At 71.1% G+C, this 24,877-nt stretch carries 16 protein-coding genes; 11 read left to right on the top strand and 5 right to left on the bottom strand.

What is annotated here, in order from left to right; all coding sequences use genetic code 11:
* The 3 genes from ACZ4IF_RS27975 to ACZ4IF_RS27965 all read left to right on the top strand — a co-directional run bounded on the left by ACZ4IF_RS27975 (position 1) and on the right by ACZ4IF_RS27965 (position 5,841).
* Positions 1-2,466 (top strand): glycoside hydrolase family 3 C-terminal domain-containing protein, encoded by a 2,466-nt coding sequence (locus ACZ4IF_RS27975; protein ID WP_467567627.1) that lies wholly within the window; start codon positions 1-3, stop codon positions 2,464-2,466.
* A 26-nt stretch (positions 2,467-2,492) separates the two neighbouring features.
* Entirely contained in the window at positions 2,493-3,533 is a 1,041-nt protein-coding gene (locus ACZ4IF_RS27970) for a LacI family DNA-binding transcriptional regulator (RefSeq protein ID WP_467567625.1), read from the top strand.
* Between the two features lie 1,768 nt (positions 3,534-5,301).
* Positions 5,302-5,841, top strand: coding sequence for a lamin tail domain-containing protein (locus ACZ4IF_RS27965; RefSeq protein ID WP_467567623.1), 540 nt, complete (start codon positions 5,302-5,304; stop codon positions 5,839-5,841).
* Positions 5,842-6,166: 325 nt separating this feature from the next.
* Here the strand turns inward: ACZ4IF_RS27965 and ACZ4IF_RS27960 are convergent, their stop codons facing one another.
* Positions 6,167-6,916: a PepSY domain-containing protein gene (locus tag ACZ4IF_RS27960; protein WP_467567621.1), complete on the bottom strand. Its 750-nt coding sequence runs from the start codon at positions 6,914-6,916 to the stop codon at positions 6,167-6,169.
* Positions 6,917-7,064: 148 nt separating this feature from the next.
* On the opposite strand from ACZ4IF_RS27960, the gene ACZ4IF_RS27955 reads away from it, so the two are divergent.
* Together ACZ4IF_RS27955 and ACZ4IF_RS27950 are read left to right on the top strand one after the other, a co-directional pair.
* Positions 7,065-7,751 (top strand): response regulator transcription factor, encoded by a 687-nt coding sequence (locus tag ACZ4IF_RS27955; RefSeq protein ID WP_467567619.1) that lies wholly within the window; start codon positions 7,065-7,067, stop codon positions 7,749-7,751.
* On the top strand, positions 7,744-9,246 hold the full coding sequence (locus tag ACZ4IF_RS27950; RefSeq protein ID WP_467567617.1) for a sensor histidine kinase: 1,503 nt from the start codon (positions 7,744-7,746) through the stop codon (positions 9,244-9,246). The genes ACZ4IF_RS27955 and ACZ4IF_RS27950 overlap by 8 nt, the downstream gene beginning before the upstream one ends.
* 93 nt (positions 9,247-9,339) lie before the next feature.
* On the opposite strand, the gene ACZ4IF_RS27945 is transcribed toward ACZ4IF_RS27950, so the two are convergent.
* Complete coding sequence (locus ACZ4IF_RS27945) at positions 9,340-9,552, bottom strand: hypothetical protein (protein ID WP_467567615.1); 213 nt, start codon at positions 9,550-9,552, stop codon at positions 9,340-9,342.
* A gap of 400 nt (positions 9,553-9,952) precedes the next feature.
* On the opposite strand from ACZ4IF_RS27945, the gene ACZ4IF_RS27940 reads away from it, so the two are divergent.
* From ACZ4IF_RS27940 to sbnA, 5 genes are read left to right on the top strand one after another with little or no spacing between them, the layout of a single operon-like run.
* Entirely contained in the window at positions 9,953-12,565 is a 2,613-nt protein-coding gene (locus tag ACZ4IF_RS27940; protein ID WP_467567613.1) for a Pls/PosA family non-ribosomal peptide synthetase, read from the top strand.
* Positions 12,565-15,861, top strand: a complete 3,297-nt coding sequence (locus ACZ4IF_RS27935; protein ID WP_467567779.1) for a non-ribosomal peptide synthetase — start codon at positions 12,565-12,567, stop codon at positions 15,859-15,861. Before ACZ4IF_RS27940 ends, ACZ4IF_RS27935 begins: the two co-directional genes overlap by 1 nt.
* 55 nt (positions 15,862-15,916) lie before the next feature.
* Positions 15,917-16,921 (top strand): TauD/TfdA family dioxygenase, encoded by a 1,005-nt coding sequence (locus ACZ4IF_RS27930; RefSeq protein ID WP_467567611.1) that lies wholly within the window; start codon positions 15,917-15,919, stop codon positions 16,919-16,921.
* Positions 16,918-17,988 carry a 2,3-diaminopropionate biosynthesis protein SbnB gene (gene sbnB / locus ACZ4IF_RS27925; RefSeq protein WP_467567609.1) on the top strand — a complete coding sequence of 357 codons (1,071 nt, stop codon included), beginning with the start codon at positions 16,918-16,920 and terminating at the stop codon, positions 17,986-17,988. Before ACZ4IF_RS27930 ends, sbnB begins: the two co-directional genes overlap by 4 nt.
* Positions 17,989-18,023: 35 nt before the next feature.
* A complete protein-coding gene (gene sbnA, locus ACZ4IF_RS27920) occupies positions 18,024-19,046 on the top strand; it encodes a 2,3-diaminopropionate biosynthesis protein SbnA (RefSeq protein WP_467567607.1) in 1,023 nt (340 codons plus the stop codon).
* 30 nt (positions 19,047-19,076) lie between these two features.
* Here the strand turns inward: sbnA and ACZ4IF_RS27915 are convergent, their stop codons facing one another.
* Positions 19,077-21,824, bottom strand: a complete 2,748-nt coding sequence (locus ACZ4IF_RS27915) for a SpoIIE family protein phosphatase (RefSeq protein ID WP_467567605.1) — start codon at positions 21,822-21,824, stop codon at positions 19,077-19,079.
* Between the two features lie 220 nt (positions 21,825-22,044).
* On the opposite strand from ACZ4IF_RS27915, the gene ACZ4IF_RS27910 reads away from it, so the two are divergent.
* Entirely contained in the window at positions 22,045-23,172 is a 1,128-nt protein-coding gene (locus tag ACZ4IF_RS27910; protein ID WP_467567603.1) for a PP2C family protein-serine/threonine phosphatase, read from the top strand.
* Between the two features lie 164 nt (positions 23,173-23,336).
* Here ACZ4IF_RS27910 and ACZ4IF_RS27905 read toward each other — a convergent pair whose 3' ends face one another.
* Both ACZ4IF_RS27905 and ACZ4IF_RS27900 read right to left on the bottom strand, forming a co-directional pair.
* Positions 23,337-24,281, bottom strand: coding sequence for a GlxA family transcriptional regulator (locus ACZ4IF_RS27905; RefSeq protein ID WP_467567601.1), 945 nt, complete (start codon positions 24,279-24,281; stop codon positions 23,337-23,339).
* Positions 24,278-24,829, bottom strand: a complete 552-nt coding sequence (locus ACZ4IF_RS27900) for a cysteine hydrolase family protein (protein ID WP_467567599.1) — start codon at positions 24,827-24,829, stop codon at positions 24,278-24,280. The genes ACZ4IF_RS27905 and ACZ4IF_RS27900 overlap by 4 nt, the downstream gene beginning before the upstream one ends.
* Positions 24,830-24,877 lie beyond the last annotated feature (48 nt).

Genomic DNA, 24,877 nt, shown 5'->3' with positions numbered 1-24,877 from the left:
ATGACCGACGAGGAACTCGACCGGCTTCTCGACAAGCTGACCCTGCGGGCCAAGGTCCGGCTGCTCACCGGCGCCACCACGTGGCGCACGCACGCCGAACCGGCTGTCGGGTTGCGGGAGATGGTGCTGTCGGACGGTCCGGCGGGCGTACGCGGAGAGACCTGGGACGAGCGGCACACCTCCGTACTGCTGCCCTCGGCCTCCGCCCTCGCCGCCTCCTGGGACGACGAACTGGTCGAGGAACTCGGCGGCCTCCTCGCCTCCGAGGCGCGGCGCAAGGGCGTGGACGTGGTCCTTGCGCCGAACCTCAACCTGCATCGCAGCCCGCTCGGCGGGCGGCATTTCGAATGCTTCTCCGAGGACCCGGAACTCACCGGCCGCATCGGTGCGGCGCTGGTGCGGGGCATCCAGGCCGGCGGCGTTGCCGCCGCCGCCAAGCACTTCGTCGCGAACGACTCCGAGACCGAGCGGCTGACCGTAGACGTGCGGGCCGGTCGGCGCACCCTGCGGGAGGTCTACCTCGCTCCCTTCGAGGCCGCCGTCGCCGCCGGCGTCCGACTGGTGATGGCCGGGTACAACAGCGTCAACGGCACGACCCTGACCGGGCATCCGCTGCTGGCCGAGCCCCTGAAGAGCGAATGGGGCTTCGACGGAGTCGTCGTGTCCGACTGGGGAGCCGTGCGCGGCACCAAGGACACCGCCCGGGCCGCCCTGGACCTGGTGATGCCGGGCCCGGACGGTCCTTGGGGCGCCGCCCTGGTGCGTGCTGTCGACGAGGGCACGGTCGCCGAGTCCGTCGTCGACGACAAGGTGCGCCGGCTGCTGCGGCTCGCCGCCCGCTGCGGCGCGCTCGGGGAGGCGCCGCCCCCGCGTCGGACGTCGTCGGTCGTGAGCGGCGCCCGGGCGGTCGCCCGACGGGCCGTCGCGGCCGGCGCGGTTCTGCTGGCCAACCGGGACGTGCTGCCCCTGGACCCCGCCCGCCTGACGACGGTGGCCGTCATCGGCGCACACGCCGCCCGGACCCGTACCCAGGGTGGCGGCAGCGCCGGCGTCTTCCCGCAGGACGAGGTCTGTGTCCTCGACGGGATCAGAAGCAGTCTGCGCGGCCGGGCCGAGGTCGTCCACGTGCCCGGGCCGGTGCCCGACGAGCCGCCCGCCCCCTTGGACACGGCCCTGTGCACGCACCCGCGTTCCGGCCTGCCCGGGGTCATGCTGCGTGTGCTCGATGCGGACGGCCGTGAGCTGTACGCCGAACACCGGTGCACCGGGCGCCAGTTGGAACCCACCCTGGTCCCCGGCGCGCACACGGTGGAGATCAGCGCACGACTGCGTCCGCGGACCTCGGGAGCCTGGACGCTGAGTGTCGCGGGATTCGGGCGGATGAGCCTTCGCCTCGACGACCACCCGTTGCTGGACCGTGAGTTCGTGAAGGACACCGACGACCCGGCGATCGTCCATGTGAACCCGCCCGCACGGCTCGCCACGGCCCGGCTGACCCGCGGCACCACACCGCTGCTCGTCGCGCGACGTGAACTCGCCCCCGGCACCGGCAGGGCGACGGTCGTGGGAGCCGCCCCGCCCGCCACCGCCGCGCCGCAGGCCCTGGCCGCGGCGGAGAGGGCCGCACGCGCGGCGGACGTGGCCGTCGTGGTCGTCGGCACCACCGAGCACGGCGAGTCGGAGGGACGGGACCGCGCGGAACTGGCCCTGGCGCCCGCACAGGACGCCCTCGTACGTGCCGTGGCCGGGGCGAATCCGCGCACGGTGGTCCTCGTCAACAGCGGCGGCCCCGTCGAGATGCCCTGGCGCGCGGAGGCCGGCGCCGTCCTGCTCACCTGGTTCACCGGGCAGGAAGGGGGCGGGGGCCTGGCCGACGTGCTGTTCGGGCGGTCCGAGCCCGGCGGACGCCTGCCCACCACCTGGCCCGCCCGGCTCGCCGACGCGCCCGTCACCCGGGTCCGGCCCGCCGACGGCCGCCTCGAGTACAGCGAAGGCCTGCACATCGGCCACCGGGGCTGGCTGCGCACCGGACGTACCCCGGCCTACTGGTTCGGGCACGGACTCGGCTACACGACCTGGGCCTACGAGGAGATCGGTGCTCCGGCCGAAGTCACCGGCGGCGGCTTCACGGTGCGGGTGCGGGTGCGCAACACGGGCGAGCGGACCGGCCGCGAGGTCGTCCAGGTGTACCTCGCCCGCCCGGACGCCGCCGTGGAGTATCCGCAGCGGTGGCTGGCGGGATACACGGCGGTCCGCGCCCGGCCCGGGGAAGCCGTGACGGTCCCCGTGCGAGTACCGGCGCGGAGCCTGCGGCACTGGGACGAGGACGCGGGTGGCTGGCGGGTCGAGCCCGGGGCCTGCCGGGTCCTGGCCGGACGCTCGGCGGGCGACCTGCCCCTGTGCACGGAGGTCACGGTGTGCGCGGAGGGAGGGCCCGGCCTCCCGGGAGAGCGCTCTATGCCGTGACCGCGCCGTGCCGTTAGGGTGCGGCCATGAGCAGACGCGTCCCGACGCTGGAGGACGTCGCCCGGGAGGCGGGCGTGTCCCGGGCGACCGTGTCCCGGGTGGTCAACGGCGTGCGCAACGTGGATCCGGCGATCCGGGACATGGTCCGCCAGGCCATCGACCGCACCGGTTACGCACCGAACCGGGCGGCCCGCTCGCTGGTCACCCGACGCGCCGAGACCGTCGCACTGGTGGTGTCCGGTGCGGGTGACCACTGCGCCGAGCGTCAGAACGCCTTCGCCACAAGGGTGTTCGCGGACCCTTTCTTCGGGCGGGTGGTCGGCGGTGTCGTGGGATTCCTCCGGCCCAGGTCGATGCACCCGGTGCTGATGTTCGCCGAGTCGGACGAGGCCAGGGACGAGGTGCTGACGTATCTGCGACAGGGCCGGGCCGACGGGGCGCTCGTGGTGTCCACACACCCCGACGACCCGCTGCCCGCGCTCCTGGCCGAGGCGGCACTGCCCGCGGTGCTGTTCGCCCGCCCCGCGCGACCGGTGCCGCTCAGTTACGTGGATCTGGCGCACTGGGAGGGCGGACGCCTCGCGGCGGAGCACCTGGTGGCGCGCGGCTGCCGGAGACCGGCCACCGTCTGCGGCCCGTTGGGGGTCTTCGCGAGTCAGGAACGCCTCGCGGGATTCCGTGACACGCTCGCCCGGCACGGCCACCCCTGTGTGCCGGTCGTCGAAGGCGGCTTCACCCTCGGCAGCGGCAGCACGGCCATGGCACGCCTGCTGTCCGAACACCCGGAGGTGGACGGTGTGTTCGCCGCCAACGACCTCATGGCGCAGGGCGCGTGCCAGGTCCTGAGGGAGCAGGGACGGCGAGTGCCCGACGACGTCGCGGTCGTGGGCTTCGACGACTCCAGTGTCGCCGTCACCAGCCGTCCCCGGCTCACCACCGTCCGCCAGCCCGTGGAACGGATGGGCGCGGAGATGGCCCGTCTCCTGGACGAACACATCCGCGGCGCACGGACCGAGGCCACGGCGATCGGCTTCGACCCGGAGCTGATCGTCCGCGAATCGGCCTGAACCCTCGCCCCCGGCGCAGATGGTCCAGCGCGGCACACAGGTCGGCGTGCGCGCCGTCGATCCAGCGGTAGGCGTGGATCTGGCCGGGACCGAACCAGGCGGCGTCCGCGGCGCGCACCCGGTCCCGGAAGTACTGGGCGTGGCGGTCCAGCGCCTCGGCCGACTCGCCCAGTTCGTCCAGCCACATGCGGCCGTACTCGCGGACGGTGTCGAGCATCCGGTAGCGCTCACCGTCACGCTTCACGACCGATCTGCGCTCCAGCCCTTCGAGCGCCCGTACCGCCTCCTCGGGGGCGAGCGGGCCGCCGCCGCACACCGCCACCACGGTGCCGGCGTCCACCGTGCCGCGGAACACCGACAGACGCGCCCACAGCAGCCGCTCGGCGGGCTCGCACAGTTCGTGACTCCATCCGATCGCGGTGCGCAGGACGCGATGATGCGGCGGGCCGAACCCTGGTGCGCCGTGGAGGTCGAGGCGGGCGCGCAGGACCCGTTCGATCTGGTCGATGTCCCGGTGGGCGAGGTGTCCGGCGGCCAGTTCGATGGCGAGCGGTACGCCCTCCAGGGCGTGGCACAGGCGGGCAGCCGTCACCAGACCCTCCGGACCGGTCAGGTGTGTGCCGGCGGCTGCCGCGCGCTCGCACAGCAGTCGCACCGCGCCGGTCGCGACGGGCAGCGGTTCCACGGTGACGTGATGCTCGTCCGCCAGTCCCAGGCGTTCCCGGGACGTGGTCAGCACGGTCAGGCGCGGGCACGCTTCCAGGAGGTGGGTGACGAGCGCGCGACAGCCGTTCAGCAGGCCCTCGCAGGAATCGAGGACGAGGACCAGGTCCCGGTCGCCCACCCACGCACTCAGTGTGTCGAGCGGTGTGGCCGCGGTGTGGTCGGCGAAGTCCAGCGCGTCGGCGATCACGGCGACCAGCAGGCGGTCGTCCCGCAGTTGCCAGAGATCGGCCCAGGCCACCGACCGGCCTTCGTGCCGCACCCGGTCCGCGGCGTGCAGCGCGAGACGGCTCTTGCCGACCCCGCCGGGCCCCGTCAGCGTGACCAGCCGGTCTCTGGCCAAGGCGTCGGCCAGATGGGCCAGTTCGCTCCCTCGGCCGACGAATCCCGTGGGTACCTCGGGCAGATCGCTCAACACCCCACCAGTCTTGCGTCCCGGCGAGCCCCGACGGGCCGGTTCCGCCGAGATGGCGTCGCCGTGCGGGGCTCGGCCCCCTCCTCCGTACGGCTCGCCCGGGCGGGACTCCAGCCGCGCATCCGTGGCGGAAAGCCGGTGACCGGCGGGTCGCGAAGCCGCCGGCCGCGGCCGGCGGCCGGCCGACCTGCGCCGCGGAGGACTCAGGGAACGTGACCCCGTCGAGGCACGGCGCGAACCGGACCCGTCGTACGAGGACCGGTCCGCCGTCCCCGCCGCCCACGCGCCGTCGTCGTGGCTGTTGCTCACTTTCGGGTGAGGGCTGGTGAGTGGGAGACATGGCCGGCCGGCAGGGGAGGCGTCGGTCGCCTTTGCCGGTGGGGAATCCGGCACGGCGGGGCGTCGAAATGGGTCGATCGATGCATAAATGGACGTTACATCCGAGCATCACGAGCATGTGCGGGATCCGTAACAGGCCTCGTGCCGGAGCCGCGGTCCGGTGCGCCGGCTGGAGGGTGTGGATGCGCGGCCGCCCGGCCGCCACTTGCACAACACACCGTGCCGGCCTGCGACTTTGCTGCCGTACGTGCCGGCGGGGGTGTGCTCTCATCCTGTGAAGGGGGACACCTAGTGTCCGTTTCTGCTTCCTCGATCGCCCGCCGGCTGACCGGCGCCACGGCCGTCGCCGCGGCCGTCGTGGGCGCGGTGGCACTGCCCGCCGTCGCCGCCGGCCACCACCCGGGCGACCGGGGTGACCGTGTGATCATCAGCGCCGTCCAGTACGACGCGCCCGGCTGGGACAACCGTTCCGTCAACTCCCTGAACAAGGAGTGGGTGGAGATCACCAACACCGGCCGGTACGACGTGAACCTGGACGGCTGGACGCTGTCGAACGAGGACGGTCGTACGTACACCTTCCGCCACTTCCGGCTCGACGGCCGCGCCACGGTGCGCGTCCACACCGGAATCGGACGGGACAGCGCGCGCGACGTGTACCAGGACCGCCGTGACCACGTGTGGGACAACCACGACGGGACGGCCACGCTCCGCACCGACCGCGGCCGTTTCGTCGACGAGGCCTCGTGGGGTGACGGACGCCGCCACCACGGCGACCGCCGCTACGACGAGTCCCGTGTCGAGGGCCGCCGCGGTCACGACGGTCGCCGCTGACGGGCCCGCACATGCCGATATGCGCGGAACCCTGCGTCCGGCATGACCTGACCGGCGGCGCACCGCTCCCTGTCAGCGGTGCGCCGCCGCCCCGCTCACCGGCCACGGCCCGTGCCTTGTGGCACGGGCCGTGGCCGCTACTCCGAGGACGGCGGAACGTGATCCGGACGCACGCTGGTTCGCACGCTGCTCGCGAGCTGGACCACGGAGCACTCGCCCGCCCGCCAGGACACGGACGCCACAGTGCGCACGTCGTCGGGCGAGTAGGCGCCCCCCGCACCCGACGACGGACTTCTCGCGTGGCGCCCGGCGGCCCGGACCGGCGTCAGTCGTGCCCGTGGTCGTCGTCGCCCCTGCCTTCGTCGCTGTCGTGGTCGTCGTCGCCGGAACCATGGCGGTCGCCGCCCCAACGGTGCCGGTCGTCGTCGGCCCGCGTGGACACGACCTTGCCGGTCCGCGCGTCGACGCCGATCTCGTGCTCCAGACCCGCGGAATCGACGACATCGACGTGCCACCCGACGGTGCCGCCCTGGTGGTCGTCGAGTTCGGCGGAGACCGCCCTGCCGTCGACGGCGCCGAGCGCCGCGTCCACCGCGCGGCCCAGATCGGCCCCGACGGTCCGGGCCCGCGTGTCGTCGTCCCGGTCCCGGTCGACACCGATCCCGAGGATCCTTCCGTCGCCTGTGTCGACGGTGACGTCGCGCTCCACGCCTGCGGAGTCGACGACCTCGACCTTCCAGACCGTCCGGCCCGCGCGTCCGTCGAGTTCGACCTCGGTGACGGTGCCCGCGACGGACTTGGCGGCCACCTCGGCGGCGGACTTGAGATCGAGGTCGGTGCCGTCCACGACGACACGGTGGTGACCGGAGCCGTCCCGCCCGTCGTCCGTACGGGCGTTGTCGTCGTGGTGCGACGCGAGCGGGCCGCCCGCGGTCGTACGGGTGCCGTCGTCGTGCCGGTCGTCGGCGACCGCGGCCGCGGTCGCCGCGGCGCCGCCGCCGAGGAGGGCGGTGGCCGCGAGCACGGCGGCCAGCGTGCGGTGACGACCTGTCAGGGGGCGCTTGAGAGCCTTCATCGTGGGGTGGTCCCTTCCTGGGGTCTGCGGCTCGACCGCAGCGGAGCCGACCGGTCGGCCTGACGTGCACCACCATGGACGGGAGACCCTGAAGCCAGGCTGAAGCATCCTGAAGATCACTTCAGGTGGGGTCTGAGACGCTGTGACCATGCGCCTGCTGATCGTGGAGGACGAGAGACGTCTCGCCATGGCCCTCGCCCGCGGCCTGGCGGCCGAGGGCTTCGCCGTCGACACGGCCCACGACGGTGTCACCGGGCTCCGTCTGGCGCAGGAGCGCGACTACGACCTGATCGTGCTGGACATCATGCTGCCCGGCCTGAACGGATACCGGTTCTGCGCCCAGTTGCGCGCCGCGGGCGACGACACCCCGGTCCTGATGCTCACCGCGAAGGACGGCGAGTACGACGAGGCCGAGGGCCTGGACACCGGCGCGGACGACTACCTCACCAAGCCGTTCTCCTACGTCGTGCTCCAGGCCCGTGTCCGCGCTCTGCTGCGCCGCCGTACGCGCGGCGGCGCCCCGGTGCTGCGGATCGGCGACCTGACGGTCGATCCCGACGGAAGGCGCGTCGACCGCTCCGGGACCGAAGTGGTGCTGACGGCCAAGGAGTTCGCGGTGCTGGAACACCTCGCCCTGCACGCCGGGCAGGTGGTGTCGAAGGCCGACATCCTCGGTGGCGTATGGGACTTCGCGTACGACGGCGACCCCAACATCGTCGAGGTCTACGTGAGCGCGCTGCGCCGCAAGATCGACCTGCCCTTCGGACGGCGGTCCATAAAGACCGTCCGCGGGGCCGGGTACCGGCTGGAGGCCGACGGCGGTCGCGATGCCTAGGCCGTTCTCCTCGGTCCGGGCCCGGGCCGCGCTGGCCGCCACCCTCGTCGTGTGCGTCGCGCTGATCGCGGCGGGCACGGCGGTCGTCGCCGTCCTGCGGCACAACCTCACCGACCGTGCGGGGCTGGAGTCCGAGGTCAGGGCGCGCACCGTGGCCGGCGCCCAGGCCGCGCTGAACGGCGACTTCGGCGGACTGGATCTGCCCGACGGCGAGGACGACCTCGTCCAGGTCGTCGACTCCGCGGGCCGGGTGCTGGCGGCGAGCGACGACCTGGACGGGAGTGCTGTCGTCGCCGACTACGCCCCGGCAGGTGCCGACACCCCCTTGCGCACCCAGTCCGACGACAGCGGCGACGACCACGGAGGCGACAACCACGGCCGTGACAGCCATGGCGGCGACGGCCGTGACGACGACAGCGGGGACGACGAGGACAGCAGCCCGCCGCGCGGCAAGGTCGGCACGGACGTGGACCACAGGACACTGAGGGTCACGGTGGACGGCGAAGCCCACGACTACACCTTCGCCGCGGTGCAGGGCACCACCTACGGCGGCCGGACGTACACGGTGTACGCCGGCACCTCCCTCGAGGACCAGCAGGCCACGCTCGCCCAGGTGTCCCGGGCCATGCTGACCGGTCTGCCGTTCCTGCTGGTGGTCGTCGCCGGGGTGACATGGCTGGTCACCCGGCGTGCGTTGCGCCCGGTGGAGGGGATCCGCTCGGAGATGGCGGAGATCACGGGCAACGGGGACCTGGCCCGTCGAGTGCCCCAGCCCCGCTCACGCGACGAGATCGCCCGGCTGGCGAGCACCACCAACGAGACGCTGGCCGCCCTGGAGAAGTCCGTCGAGCGGCAGCACCGCTTCGTCGCCGACGCCTCGCACGAACTGCGCAGCCCCATCGCCAGTCTGCGCACCCAGCTCGAAGTCGCCGATCAGCACCCCGGCCTGCTGAACACCACCGACCTGCTGCACGACGTCGTGCGCCTCCAGGGACTGGCCACCGACCTGCTGCTGCTCGCCCGCCTCGACGCGGGTGAACAGCCGGGCGGCACCACCGTCGACCTGGCCGTGCTGGTGGCGGAGGACGTCGCCCGGCACGCCCGCTCCGGCCGTAACACCGCCACTGTGAGGATCGAGGACACCGCGCCGTCGGTCCGGGGCAGCGGCGGGCAGCTGTCCCGTGTCCTGTCCAACCTCCTGGACAACGCCCAGCGGCATGCGGCCGACGTGGTCACCGTCGCCCTGGAGAGGGAGGGGGACGTCGTCCTGCTGACCGTCGCCGACGACGGCCACGGCATCGCGCCGGCCGACCGCGAGCGTGTCTTCGAGCGCTTCGTCCGCCTCGACGAGGCCCGCGGCCGCGACGAGGGCGGAGCGGGCCTCGGACTGGCCATCGCCCGTGACGTCGTGCACCGGCACGGGGGAACACTGACCGTCACCGACGCACCGGGCGGCGGTGCGGCCTTCGAGGTCCGGCTGCCCCGGGCGGACTGAGGCCCGTCTCCGGGCCGGGGGACCGCATGCCCTCGGCGGGTACATGAGTGCCGACCCGTCTCCGGGCCGGGGCACCGCATACGCGCGACGGGTTCATCGGTGCGCCCAGACGCCGGGCCCGCCGCCGCGCCACTCGATCCACTCGGCGGCTTCGACGTCCGATGCCTCGATGTCCTCCCACCCGGCCCTGCGCAGGAATTCCGCGATGTCGACCAGCGTGTACGCCAGGCCGACGAAGCGTTCGCCGACCCGGACGCGACGGCCGCCGTCAGGGGCGGGGGCGTAGACGACCGCGGATATCTGCATGCGTCCAGAGTGACGAGGGCTCCCGGCCCGCGCATTCGGGGCCGTGTGCCGGCCGGTAATGGCGAACACGATGACGCGCGGAGGGCTCGCCGTGCGCCCGCCGGGCCCTCGGGATGAACGGCCGTTCGGGTGATCCGCATTTACCCCGAGAGTGCTTGGAAACCAAGGGATACGGGTGCCTCGGCCGCCGCCGACACGCTTTGCGACCGATTCGGAGTGGCAATCTCCCAGTGCCCGAACGAGACTGATTTTACGGTTCGTGATCAGAAGCGAACACGGGTCCGCGGCCGATGGCCGATCGGGCTGTCAGCCGTGGCACGAGGACAGTGGCACGAGGACAACAGGCAACCATTTCGTGCCGATGTGACATCGGCGAGAGAGACGTCCTCCAGGAGGTCAAATGGTGGAGAAGTCCTCCGAGGTCCATATAGCCGGGCCGGACCGGGTCGTAGTCGGCGAACACAGCAGCGCCGACACGTTGGAGATGGACACCGAGAGTAAATTCGCGGAAGTGCTGGCCCAGGTCACCTGCGCTGAAGGCGTTCCGGTCGACGCGCACTTCTTTGACGATCTCGGCGCCAATTCGCTGGTGATGGCCCAATTCTGTGCGCGAATCAGGAAGATACCCGGCCTGCCGTCCGCGTCCATGAAGGACATCTATCGGAATCCCACGATCAGGAGTCTGGCAGCGGCCCTGACAGTCGCGGCTCCCGTGACTGTCGGCATGCACGCTCAGACATCGCAGGCGGTGCGCACCACGCCGGTGCTCGAGCCGATGCCGAATCCGACGAACAAGCTGAACTATTTCCTCTGCGGCACGTTCCAGTTGTTGATATTCCTGACGTACTCCGTTGCGTTCGGACTCATAACCGCGCGGGGTTACGCGTGGGTTGCCGCCGGTTCAGGTGCAGTCGGCATCTACCTGAGGTCGGCCGTCTTCGGGAGCTGTGGTCTTCTGGCCGTGTTCCTTCTCCCGATAGCCGCCAAATGGATCCTCATCGGCCGCTCGAAACCATGTGAATTCCCCGTCTGGGGAATGGCCTACATGCGCTTCTGGATCGTGAAGGCGCTGCTCCACAGCAATCCCATCGTCCTCCTCGCCGGAAACCCGCTGTTCGTGCTGTACCTCCGCGCGCTCGGCGCGCGGATCGGCAGCGGGGTCACGATCCTCTCCCACTCCGTACCGGTCTGTGCCGACCTGCTCACGATCGGCTCGGGCACCGTGATCCGCAAGGATTCGTCCTTCCTGTGCTATCGCGCTCAGGCGGGGCGTATCCAGACCGGCCGGGTCACGCTCGGACGCGATGTGTTCATCGGCGAGAAGACGGTCCTGGACATCGACACCTCGATGGGCGACGGAGCCCAGCTCGGTCACTCCTCCGCACTGCTCCGTGGTCAGGCGATTCCTGACGGCGAGCACCGCCACGGATCGCCGGCGCAGCCCACCGACATCGAGCACGTCAGGGTCGCCCCGGCGAGGTGCGGTGCCCTGCGACGGACCTGGTTCGGCCTGGTCACCGTGCTCCAGATGTTCTTCCTGTACGTACCGCTGGGCGTCGGCGGGATGTACATACTGTTCATCGAGGTTCCGGCACTCGGCCGGCGGCTGGGGCCGGACACGAACGGACTCGCGACGTCGGTGCTGATCACCGATGCCCTGTATCTCTCCCTCGTGGTGTTCTTCGGCTTCGTGGTCCTGGGTCTGGTCTGGCTGTACACCGTCCCCCGTGTGCTGAATCTGGCCGTCCAGCCCGACAAGGTCTACCCGCTCTACGGGTTCCAGTACGCGGCGCACCGGGCGATCGCCCGCATGACGAACGTCAAGTTCTTCGCCTGGCTCTTCGGTGACAGTTCGTACGTCGTGCACTACCTGCGCGGTCTCGGATACGACCTGTCCCGCGTCCAGCAGACCGGGTCCAACTTCGGCACCGAGCTGCAGCAGGACAACCCGTATCTGGTGACCGTCGGTACGGGGACGATGGTGGCCGACGGACTGTCGATCGTGAACACGGACTACTCCAGCACGTCCTTCCGGGTGTCCCGGGCCTCGATCGGATCGCACAACTTCCTCGGGAACAACATCGCCTATCCCGCGGGCGGCAGAACGGGCAAGAACTGCCTGCTCGCGACGAAGGTCCTGATCCCTCTCGACGGCGAGATCCGCGAGGGCGTGGGGCTGCTCGGTTCGCCCGCCTTCGAGATTCCCCGGTCGGTGGAACGCGACGCGCGGTTCGACCACATCAGCACGGGAGACGAACTGCGCCGCCGCCTGTCCGCGAAGAACCGCTACAACCTCCGCTCGATGGCGGTCATGCTGTTCGCGCGCTGGGTGTTCACCTTCGTGCTCACGCTGTTCGCCCTCGCCTCCGTCGACTTCTACGGTGTGTTCGGGCACGTGGTGATCGCCGCCTATCTGGCGCTCACGCTCGCGTTCACCGCCGGCTACTACATCCTGGTGGAGCGTCTGGCCGGCCGGTTCCGGCGGCTGACACCGCAGTTGTGCTCCATCTACGACCCGGTCTTCTGGCGGCACGAGCGCATCTGGAAGGTGCCGGACCAGCACCTGAACATCTTCAACGGAACCCCTTTCAAGAACGTGATCTGGCGGCTCATGGGGGTTCGTATCGGCAAGAGGGTGTTCGACGACGGTTGCTACCTGACCGAGCGGACCCTCGCCACCATCGGCGACGAGTGCACCCTGAACTTCGGCAGCAAGATCCAGTGCCACTCCCAGGAGGACGGCACGTTCAAGTCCGACGTCTCCACCCTCGGTGCCGGCTGCACGCTCGGCGTGGGCGCGCACGTGCACTACGGCGTGACGATGGGTGACGGCGCCGTACTGGCAGCCGACTCCTTCCTCATGAAGGGCGAAGAAGTCCCGGCGAGGGCGCGGTGGGGCGGAAATCCCGCCGCGGACATGCCGGATGCGTTCGAACAACGGCCCTTCGGCGTCGAGACGCTGACAGCGACGACGCCCTCGGTCAACGGCACTGCGGCGAAGGTGGGTTCATGATGGAGACGCGCGTGGAGTCGGACCGGGAGTTCTGGAGCCGTGTCCTGACCGCCGGTGGGTTCACCGCGGTGCCACGGTGGGCTCGCGAGCCCGTGCAGGGAGTCGCCGAGTACGAGGTGGCCGTGCCGGACGACGTACTGCGGGCCCTGCGTGAGCTGGTGCGGGAGTCCGGCGTGCCGCTGAGCACGGTGCTGCTCGCGGCGCACGCCAAGGTGCTGGCCGCGATCTCCGGCGAACCCGAGGTGGTGACGGGCTATGTCACGGGTTCGCGGAGCGGACCGCTGCCGTGCCGGCTGACCGTCGGCCCCGGGTCCTGGCGCGCGCTGCTGACCGGTGTCCAGCGCGTCGAGGAACAGCTGCTGGCACACCAGGACTTCCCGATGGCCGAGCTGCGGCGGGAGCTGGGTGTGGCCGGGCCGTCGTACGAGGTCGCCTTCGACGCGGCGGCCTCCGCGAGCGGTCTCGACGACGACACGGCGCTCGGCGTCAGATGGTGCGATCGCGGCGAACGGCTGCTGATGCGGCTGCGGTACCGCACCCAGGTCATCGACGGCGAGTGCGCGGCCCGGATCGGTGGCTACCACCTGACCGTACTGCGGTCGGTGGCGGCGGACCCCGACGCCGAGCACACGCGGCAGAGTCTGCTGTCCGCCGACGAGGTGCGCGAGCAGCTCGAAGGACTGGCCGGACCCCGCAGGGAGTTGCCCGACGCACGGGCGCACGAACTGTTCGAGCAGCGGGTACGGGAGCACCCGGAGACGGTGGCCGTCGTGCACGGTGACCGGGAGTGGACGTACGGCGAGCTCAACGCTCGCGCGAACCGGCTGGCGCGCGCCCTGCTGGAGCGCGGACTCGGGCGCGAGGACGTCGTCGCCGTGGTGACCGAACGCAATCCCGACTGGGCCGCCGCGATCCTCGCGGTCTTCAAGGCGGGCGGCGTGTACCTGCCGATCGAGCCGCACTTCCCGGCCGGACGCATCCAGGCGACGCTGTCGCGAGCCGCCTGCCGGCTCGTGCTCACAGAGGCCGGCAGCACCGACACCCTCGACCAGGCGCTCACCGCACTGCCCGGGGTGGAGAAGCTGCTGATCGAGGACGCGTACGCGCAGCAGCACGCGGACGGCGACGTCGGTGTGAGCGTGGCCGCCGACCAGCTGGCGTACATCTACTTCACCTCCGGCTCCACCGGCGAGCCGAAGGGCGCCATGTGCGAGCACGCGGGCATGCTCAACCATCTCTTCGCGAAGATCGACGACTTGGGGATCGTGCAGGGGCGTGTGGTGGCGCAGACGGCCCCGCAGTGCTTCGACATCTCCTTGTGGCAAGTGCTGTCCGCCCTGCTGGTGGGCGGTCGGACACTGCTGGTCGCACAGGAGGCGATCGTCGACGTGGAGCAGTTCCTCGACACGCTCGTCCGCGACCGGGCCGGAGTGGTGCAGGTCGTGCCCTCCTACCTGGAAGTGGTGGCGTCGTACCTGGAACGGCATCCGTGCGAACTGCCCGACCTGCGCTGTGTGTCGGTGACCGGTGAGGCGCTGAAGCGGGAGCTGGTCCAGCGCTGGTTCGCGATCCAGCCCGGCATCAAACTGGTCAACGCCTACGGACTGACCGAGACCTCGGACGACACCAACCACGAGGTGATGACCGGGGTGCCCGAGCGGGTCCTGCTGGGGCGCGCGGTCAACAACGTGCACGTCCACGTCGTCGACGAGCAACTGGCCCTGGTCCCCCTGGGAGCACCCGGACTCATCGCGTTCTCCGGTGTCTGCGTGGGCCGGGGATACGTCAACGACCCCGAGCGGACCCGCGAGGCCTACCGCGAGAACCCGCACCGGCCCGGCGAACGGCTCTACCTGGGCGGTGACTGGGGGCGCTGGCACCCCGGAGGCAAGCTGGAGTTCCTCGGCCGCCGGGACAACCAGGTCAAGATCCGCGGCTTCCGCATCGAGATCGGCGAGATCGAGAACACCCTGCTGCGGGTGGCCGGAGTGCGGGACGGCGCGGTCGTCATCGCCCAGCGGGCCGACGACAGCAAACACCTCGTCGCTTTCTACTCGGGCCGGGAGCTGCCGACAGACGAGCTGCGCGAGGCGCTCGCCGCCCAACTGCCCGCCTACATGGTCCCCTCGGCCGTCCACTGGCAGCAGAGCCTGCCGCTGACCGCCAACGGCAAGATCGACAGGAAGGCGCTGACCGCGCTCGCCGAGCAGACGCCGGCCGCGCAGAGCGACGGCGCGGGAGAGCACGAGGACGCCCCGCTCACTCCGTCCGAGCGGAAACTCGCGGGCGCCTGGGCCGAGTTGCTGGGCGTTCCGGAATACCGGATCGGCCGGCAGGACCACTTCTTCGACTCCGGCGGCACCTCACTGTCGGCGGTGAAGCTCACCATCGCCCTGGACCGCGCGGTGTCCCTCAAGGACATCACCCGGCACCCGGTGCTCGCCGACCTGGCCGCACTCCTCGACGGCGCCGCCCGCCGGCACCCGGAGCTGCTCCAGCCGCTGTCGACACCGGCCGGCGTGCCCGAGTACGCCCTGGTGTGCTTCCCGTACGCGGGCGGCAACGCGGTCAACTACCAGCCGCTGGCGAGCGCGTTGGCAGGCAGCGGCATCGACGGGATGGGCGGTCCGGACGCATCGGGCCGGCTCGCGGTGTACGCCGTGGACCTCCCCGGACACGACCTGGCCGCCCGGAACGAGCCGTTCGCCCCGATCGACCAGGTGGCGGAGCAGGTCGTCGCCGAGATCACCCGGCGTGGTCTGACCCGCGTCATGCTGTGGGGCCACTCCTCGGGTGCGGCGCCGGCGGTGGAGACCGCCCGCAGGCTCCAGGAGCGCGGCATCGACGTCCCACGGGTGTTCCTCGGCGCACAGCTGCTCGGCTCCGCCGCCGAACGGCGGGCCGCGCTCACCGAACTGACCGGCCGCAGCGACACCGAGATCGCCGCGGGCCTGACGGCGGACGGCGGATACACCGAACTCGGCGAACTGAACGCGCAGCACAGCGCGCAGATCGGCGCCGCCTACCGGCACGACTACACGTGCGCACACCGCTACTTCGCCGAGGCGCTGGAAACCGCGCCGACCGCGAAACTGTCCGCGCCGGTCACGGTGGTCGTGGCCGCCGACGATCCGGTCACCGCCGGATACCACGACCGCTACCGCGACTGGCAGAACCTGGCCGAACACGTCGAACTGCACGAACTCGCCGACGGCGGCCACTACTTCCTGCGCATCCGTCCTGCTGAGGCGGCCCAGGCCGTCCTCGGCGCAGCCGAACCACTGGCCTCCCCCTGAAACCCGGCCCGGAGATTCCCCGAGCCGCCGGAGGACCGACCGAAAGGAACCCGAGATGTCGTCCTCACCAATGGCACCACCGCTCGACCTGGACCTGCGGCCGGACAGGCCTCCGGTGCTGCACGTCGAGACGCCCGGTGACGCGCCGAGTTGGGCGACCCAGTACCGCGACGCCCTGCACGCGCAGGTCACCGAGCACGGCGCTCTGATCGTCCGCGGTCTGGCACTGCGGGAGCCCGAGCAGACCGCGGCCGTCTTCCAGGGACTGACCAGCGGCCTGATGACCGAGCGCGAGGCCTTCGCTCCCCGCGAGACGTACCGCCCCGGGGTGTACTCGTCCTCGACCTGGCCGCCCAACCAGCCCATGTGCATGCACCACGAACTGAGCTACACGCTCGAGGTACCGGGCCTGATGCTGTTCGCGTGCCTGACCGCCCCGGAAAGCGGCGGAGCGACGGCGGTGGCCGACGCGGAGCAGATGCTCCAGGCACTGCCCACCGCGCTGAGCGAACGCTTCGAGCGGGAGGGATGGCTGCTGACCCGCAGCTACAACGACGAGATCGGCGCGTCCCTGGAGGAGTCCTTCGGAACCGACGACCCGGTCGCGATCGAGCACTACTGCCACGCCAACGACATCGAGTTCACCTGGCAGCCGGACGGGTCCCTGCACACCCGGCAGCGGCGCAGCGCAGTGGTGCGGCACCCGGTCACCGGCCGGCGCTGCTGGTTCAACCAGATCGCCTTCCTCAACGAATGGACCCTGGCCCCTGAGGTCCGCGAGTACCTGGTCGACGTCTACGGCGAGGACGGACTGCCGTTCAACACCCGCTTCGGGGACGGATCTCCGATCGGCGAGGACGTCGTCCAGGTACTCAACAGCACCTACGAGGCCCACACGCGCCGTGAGCCGTGGCAGGCCGGCGACCTGATGCTCGTGGACAACATCCGCACCGCGCACAGCCGAGAGGCCTACACCGGGGAGCGCCGGGTGCTCGTCGCCATGGCCGAGCCCCGACGCCTCGCCGACAGCGGCCCGACACCGGAGGCGAGCCGGCGATGACCCATCTGTTGTCGCCCGCCGAAGAGCGGGCCGCGTCCCACCCGGCCTCGGTGCCGACCTTCGCCGTCATCTCCGGCGCACAGGTGCAGCGGGCACTGAACGGCCGCGAGAAGCAGATCGTGGACCTCGTCGAGGCCACCTACCGGCTGCACGGCGCCGGTGACTCGGTGAACCCGCCGTCGTACTTCCTGCGTTTCCCCGACCGGCCCGCCTCGCGCATCATCGCGCTGCCGGCCTCCATCGGCGGATCGGTGAACGTCGACGGCCTGAAGTGGATCTCCAGCTTCCCGGGCAACGTGTCGGCCGGGCTGCCCCGCGCGTCGGCGGTCCTGATCCTCAACGACCACGACACGGGCTATCCCTTCGCCTGCATGGAGAGCTCCATCATCAGCGCGACCAGGACGGCGGCGTCCGCCGCGCTGGCGGCCGACTGGCTCAGTCGCACCCGTGGCCGACCGGCCCGTGTCGGGTTCTTCGGCACCGGGCTGATCGCCCGCTACATCCACACCTTCCTGGCCGGCACCGGCTGGACGTTCGACACGATCGGCCTGCACGACCTGTCCGCGGACAGCACCGCCGGGTTCGCCGGCTACCTGCGAACCACCGGCGCCGCGGGGAAGGTCACCGTCCACGACAGCGCCGAGGAGCTGATCCGCTCCAGCGACCTGGTGATCTTCGCCACCGTCGCCGGTGAGCCGCATGTCACCGACCCGGGGTGGTTCACGCACAACCCACTGGTGCTGCACGTGTCCCTGCGCGACCTCGCCCCCGAGATCCTGCTCGGCTCGGCCAACTTCGTCGACGACGTCGAGCACTGTCTCAAGGCGAACACCTCGCCCCACCTCGTGGAACAGCTCACCGGCAACCGTGACTTCCTCGACGGCACCCTCGACGACGTCATGGCCGGACGGCAGGCACCGCCGACCGATCGGCCAGTGATCTTCTCGCCCTTCGGGCTCGGCGTCCTCGACCTGGCCGTCGGCAAGTACGTCTACGACGAAGTAGCCCGGGAGGGTCAGCTCAGCATCATCGACGACTTCTTCCACGACCTGCGCCGACACGGCTGAACCCATTCGTCAGCCAAGGCACCAGGAGGCCCATCGTGCCCGTCATAACCGCTCCCTACGCCTTCAACGAGAGCAGGCTCTACGTCGATCTCGAACCGATATTCGGGCGTCGTCTCTATCTGAAGTGCGAGGGATTCAACTTCGCCGGCTCCATCAAGCTGAAGGCCGCGAACGAGATGGTGGAGAGTGCCGAGCGCGAGGGGGTCCTGAAACCGGACTCGATCCTCATCGAGTCCTCGTCCGGGAACCTAGGCGTGGCGCTCAGCATGATCGCCGCGAGCAAGGGCTACCGGTTCCTGTGCGTGACGGACTCCCGGTGCAACCTGTCGACCAGGCTCCTCATGGAGGCGCTCGGCAGCGAGGTGCACGTCGTGGCCGACCTCGACGCCAACGGCGGCTTCCTCGGCAAGCGGATCGACTACGTCCGAGCACTGTGCGCGTCCGACGACCGCTACGTGTGGCTCAGCCAGTACACCAACGAGGGCAACTGGCGGGCGCACTTCCGCACCACCGCGCCGGAGATCGCCGAGCACTTCCCCGAGCTCGACGTGCTCTTCATCGGAGCGGGCACCACCGGCACCCTGATGGGCTGCGCGCGCTACTTCCGCGAGTGGAACCGCGAGGTGCGGATCGTCGCGGTGGACAGCGTGGGGTCCGTCGCCTTCGGCGGCCCGCCGGGACGCCGGATGATCCCCGGCCTGGGCATGAGCATGCGTCCGCCGCTGCTCGACGAGTCCTTCGTGGACGAGGTGGTCCGGGTCGAGGAGGCGGACACCATCCGCACCTGCCACCGGCTGGCCAGACGCGGGTTCCTGTTCGGCGGCTCCACGGGGACCGTGGTCAGCGGCGCGATGGACTGGCTGGCCCGGCACGGGACAGGCGACCTCACCACGGTGGCCATCGCCCCGGACCTCGGCGAGCGCTACCTGGACACCATCTACCAGATCAACTGGCTCCAGGATCTGTACGGCGACGACATCCTCGAAAGCGAGGGGATCACGCGGTCCTCGGCCACGGCCGAGTCCGTGACGCGCACGCCGCAGCGGCCGAGTTCCTAGCGATCCGTCGTCGCACGATCCGGGCCCGGCTCACGCCGGGCCGTCCGGGCCGGACGCCCCTTCCTCCGGGAGGGCGGTGTCCGGCCCGGCGTCGTCGAGGAAGACCTTCGGGAGCGCCTGCTCGGCCCAGATCACCTTGCCGTGCGGGGTGTAGCGGGTGCCCCAGCGTTCGGCGATCTGCGACACCAGGAACAGGCCGCGGCCGCCCTCGTCCGTCGTGGCCGCGTAGCGCAGATGCGGTGAGGTGCTGCTGCCGTCGGACACCTCGCAGGTCAGCGTCCTGTCGTGGATGAGCCGCACATGGATCGGCTCGGAGGCGTACCGGATGGCATTGGTGATGAGCTCGCTCAGGATGAGCTCCATGCTGAAGGCGAGCTCGGTCAGTCCCCACTCCTCGATCTTCTCCGCCACGGCCTCGCGCATCCCCGCGACGGCGGCCGGATCGGCGGGCACGTCCCAGTCGGCGATCCGGTCGGGCGACAGCCCCCGGGTACGGGCGATGAGCAGGGCGACGTCGTCCTTCGGGCGCCTGGGCAGCAGGGCCTCCAGCACCTCCCGGCAGCTCTCCTCGGGCGGCCGCTCGGGGTGCCCCGCGAGTGCCTCGCGCAGCAGTTCCATGCCCACGTCCAGATCGCGCCTGCGGTCCTCGATGAGACCGTCGGTGTACAGCACGAGCTGGGTGCCGTCGGCGAGCTCCAGCTCCTCGGTCTGGAACGGCATCCCGCCGAGACCGAGGGGAGGACCGCCCGGCAGGTCCGGGAAGGTGACCGTCCCGTCCGGATGGACGAGCGCCGGCGCCAGGTGGCCCGCGCGCGCCATGACGCAGCGGCGCGTCACGGGGTCGTAGATCGCGTACAGACAGGTGGCGCCCACGATGTTCTCGGGGCTCTCCGTGCCGGTCTCGTCCTGGTCGATGCGGCCGACCAGGTCGTCCAGATGGCTCAGCAGCTCGTCGGGCGGCAGGTCGAGGGTGGAGAAGTTGTGCACGGCCGTCCGCAGGCGCCCCATCGTGGCGGCGGCGTGCAGGCCGTGGCCGACCACGTCCCCGACGGCCAGCGCCACCCGGCTGCCCGGCAGCGGAATCACGTCGAACCAGTCTCCGCTCACGTTCGCCTGGGCGGGGAGGTAGCGGTAGGCGATGTCGAGGGCGCTCTGCTCGGGCAGGGCCCGCGGCAGCAGACTGCGCTGGAGGGTGATCGCCATGGCATGCTCGCGGGTGTAGCGGCGGGCGTTGTCGATGCTCACCGCGGCGCGCGCCACCAGCTCCTCCGCCAGTGACAGCTCCTCCTCGTCGAACGGCTCGTGGTCTCCGCAGCGCCAGAAATTGACCATGCCCAGGACGACGCCGCGTGCCTGGATGGGAGCGGCGATGAGGGTGTGGATGCCGTAATCGATGATCTTCTGGGCGCGCACGGGGTCCTGCTTCCGCCACCCGCCGGCGGCCGCCAGGTCCGTCACGAGCTCGCTGTGGCCGCTTCCGTAGCTGCGCGCCTGGGGCGTGGACGGCACGAAGTCGATCAGGCGGCCCTTCTCGTAGAGCGGGTGGTCGTTGCGGATGCCTTCCAGGGCCGAGCGGCGCATGCCCGTCGCGGTGGGGGCCGGTTCCTCGCCGCGGAGCACGGCGTCGGCCAGATCCACGGTGACGAAGTCGGCGAAGCGGGGGACGGCGACCTGTGCCAGCTGCTCGGCGGCGTCCTTCACGTCCAGGGTGGTGCCGATGCAGAGGCCCGCGTCGTACAGCAGCTTCAGCCGCTCCCGTGCGGTCTCCGCCCGGCCGGTCACCGCCTGGAGCTCGGTGGAGTCGCGGAGCGTCACCACCGCCCCCTTGGGACCCCCGTCCGGATCCGTGGGGCGCTGGTTGACGGCCAGCAGCCGGTCCCCGGCGAAGTGCACCTCATCGGTGGCCTCGCGCCCGGAGACGAGCAGTTCGACGGTCTCGGGATCGAGCCCCGGCAGCTCGGAGACGGGCCGTCCCTCGACGTCCGGGGGCAGCTCCAGCAGCCGTCGGGCCTCGTCGTTGGCGAGCAGCAGCCGGCCGTCGTCCGCGACGATGAGCACGCCCTCGCGCACGGAGTGCAGCACCGTGTCGTGGTGGTCGTACATGCGGGTCATCTCGTCCGGCGCCAGGCTGTGCGTCTGCCGCCGCAGCCGCCTGCCCACCAGGGCCGTCCCGCCGGTGGCCAGCACGAGCGCGCCGGCTCCGGCGCCCAGGATGATCGGCAGCTGCCGGGCCACCTGGTGGGTCACGTTCTTCACCTTCAGCCCGGCCGAGACGAGGCCGATCACCTTGCCGTCGTCGTCCTTGATCGGGACGGTGGCCTGCACCTCGCGCCCGAGCGGGCCGTTGACGCTCTCCGTGTAGACCTTCCCGGCGAGTGACGGCTCGATGGTGCCCACGAACCTCTTCCCGATGCGGCTCGGCAGCGGGTGCGTGTAGCGGATGCCCTCCGTGTCCATGACCACGATGAAGTCGACGCCGGCGACCTTGCGTGCCGCCTCGGTGAGCGGCTGGAGGACCTTGCTCGGGTCCGGGGCGGCGAGTGCCGCCTGCACGCCGGGGGAGTGGGCGAAGGTCTCCGCGACGGCGATGGAACGACGCTTGGCCTCGGCGTTCGTGTCACGTCCGGACTGCAGGACGAGGGCGAAGACGCTGAAGGCCACGAGCAGCACCACCACGGCCACCTGGAGCAGGAACACCTGCCCGGCTACGCTCCGCGGGCTCCTGCTGACCAGTGACCTCAGTGAAAGGCGTCGAAAACCGGCGAAACGATCCGCCATGTGACCTTTTTAGCACCGGTGATCCCGAGTGGCCATGGCCCGCTCGAGAATGGATCTTGCCGTGTCCGCCCTCCGGGCCTGTTCGGGGCATGTGCCGCACGGCCTGTCCCGCCTGCCCGGCCGGCGGTTCGGGGGCAGGTTTCCTCCGGGGTGCGAGCGGTCGCTCGCCGTGTTCGGGTGCGTGCCCGTCGGAGATCGACGTCTGCTATTGACCGATATGATGCGGTCTGTGGTCAAGTTCGGACGGCTGAGGGGCCATCGATCCCCCTACGGCAGCAGGTGGCAAGCTGCCCAGCTGTCACCGGTGATCCTGACGGTCCTCATCACCGGCCTGGCGTTCTCCACACCGAGGGAGATCGCCTTCAGCCGCCTCCTGCCCGCCGCCCCCGCTCTCGCCGCCGCCATGTGGACCGTCGTCCCCACGATCCTGCTGGGCGGGTTCTGCCTCGTGGTGATGATCGTCCTCAGCTTCTTCTACGAGGACCTGGGCACGCAGTACACCTCGGCCGCCATCATCGCGGTCACCCTCGCCGCCGCGTACGCGAGCCATGTGCGACTCCAGCGCGAGGAGATCCTCCTCCAGGTCCGCCTGGTCGCCGACGCGGCCCAGAAGGTACTGCTGCGCCCCCTGCCGCGCCGCATCGAGGACGTCGAGATCGAGTCCCTGTACCTCGCCGCCCAGGAGCAGTCCCGGATCGGCGGCGACTTCTACGAGGCGGTCGGCACGCCGTACGGGGTACGGCTGCTCATCGGCGACGTACGGGGCAAGGGACTGACCGCGGTCGGGGCGGCCTCGGCGGTGATCAGCTGCTTCCGGGAAGCCGCCTACGACGAGTCCGACCTGACGAGCGTCATCCACCGCCTGGAAGCCAGCATCAACCGTCACAGCGCTTCGTTTCCCGGCCAGGACCGGCCCGAACGCTTCGCCACCGCCCTCGTCGCCGAGATCCCCCACGGCGGCGGGCGCGTCCGGCTCCTCAACTGCGGGCATCCGCCGCCACTGCTCGTGCACGGCGGCAAGATCCGCGTGCTGGAGCCCACCATCGCCTCGCCCCCGCTCAACCTCGCGGAACTCATCGGCCACCACTACTGCGTCGACACGATCGCCCTGGGCGCGGGCGACCAGCTGCTGCTCTACACCGACGGCGTCTCGGAGACCCGGGACCGGACCGGTGCGTTCTTCCCGCTGCCGGAATGGATGCGGGGGCAGATCCTGCAACCGCCCCGCGGACTGCTCGACCGCCTGCACCACGACCTGCTCGACTACAGCGGGGGACGGCTCGACGACGACATCGCGGCCCTCGCGGTGCGCTGCCCGAGCAAGCAGGGCCTGGAGCGTCCGGCGTAGGCGGGATCCGACGCGTGCGCCCCGGGCTCCGGTGTCGCCGTGGCTGTCTTCGTGCGTGCGTGCCGGGCGTCGGTGTCACCGCGACCGTGCCCGTCCGTGTGCGGCGCGCGCCGGGCCCCGGTCACCGCGAGGGCCCCTCCGAGTGTGTGCGCCGCCCGGCGGCGTCACCGCGTCCGTTCTGACGCGTCCGCGCCGACCCGCTGGTCCCGGGAGCGCAGCCGCCGCAGCATCCGGGCGTCCTCGAAGCCGACCTCGCGGGCGGCGGCATCCAGCGTCGCCCCGTGCCCCGCCAGGTGCTCGGCCCGCTCCAGCCGCAGGGTCTGCTGATAACGCAACGGAGTCAGCCCGTTCGTGGCCCGGCTGAACAGACGGGTCAGGGTGCGCTCGCTGACTCCCGCGTACGCGGCCAGGGCCGCCAGCGGCAGCGGCTCGGTGAAGCGCCGCTCGATCAGGTCCTGGACCCTGTGCACGGTGTCGTCGAGGTGCGAGCGGTGCCGCAGCATGGCGCTCGCCTGGGGCTCGTCGCCGTTGCGCCGGGCGTAGACGACGATGTCCCGTGCGACCTGGGCCGCGAGCGCCGGACCGTGCCGGACCGCCAGCAGATGCAGGGCGAGATCGATGCCGCTGGCGATGCCCGCGGACGTCACCACGCGGTCGTCCGTGGTGAACAGCACGTCGCGCACGACGGTCGCCCGGGGATACCGGGAGGCCAGTTCGTCCTGCACGTCGTGGTGCGTGGTGCAACGCCGGCCGTTCAGCAGACCGGCCCTGCCGAGCGCCTCCGCCCCGGCACACACGCTGGCGACGGTGCCGCCCGCGCCGTGATGGGCGCGCAGCCTCTCCAGCGTCCCCGCGGCGGGTTCCGGACCCTGGCACAGACGGGGAGCCCGCCACCCCGGCACGACGACGAGGTCGTCGGGGCCCAGCTCGGGCCACCGGGTGTCGGCGGCGAGCGGCAGCCCCTGCGCGCTGACCACCTGCTCCCGCTCGGCGACGTAGGTGAGGGTGTACGGCTGCCCGAAGTCCGCCGCCGTGCTGAAGACCTGAGCCGGACCGGCCAGGTCCAGGAGATGGACCCCGGGCAGAAGGACGAAGACGACTCGGCTCACACCGGCGATACTTCCAGCTCCGCCTCCAGCTCGGCCACCGAGGCGATGCGCGCGAAGCGGTCGCGGAGGACCGCCTCGGTGCGTTCGATGATCGCGGCGGCACTCAGGTCGCCGATCGGATTCGTGGCGGTGGCGTCGGTGACGAAGACCATGCGGTACCCGAGGTCGCTGCCCACACGCGTCGTCGTCTCGACGCACTGCTCGGTACGGATCCCGCAGACCCACAGCTCGCCGACCCCGGCCCCGGTCAGCAGCTGCTGGAGGTTGGTCGTCGTGAAGGCGTTGTGCGAGGTCTTGTACAGCACCGCCTCGCCCGGCCGCGGTCCGTCCAGTTCCTCCAGCAGGCGCACGTGCCCGGACCGGGGGTCGAACACGTCGCCGCTTCCCGGCTCGGTGTGCAGCACCCAGAAGATCCGGTCACCCGCGGCCCGGGCCAGGGCGACCAGCCGGTTGACCGGCTCGGCGATCCCAGGATCGGAGATCTCGTCCCACAACGGGCGGGCACGGAAGGACTCCTGGACATCCACGACTATCAGCGCTCGGTTCATGACATCGATTCTGAGCTGCCGCGACGCATGAACCCCAGGCCCGATCCA

The sequence above is a fragment of the Streptomyces sp. NPDC025784 genome (assembly GCF_055558435.1).
The sequence above is the reverse complement of the archived record's forward strand: the minus strand, read 5'-3'. Positions and strand labels throughout refer to the sequence as shown.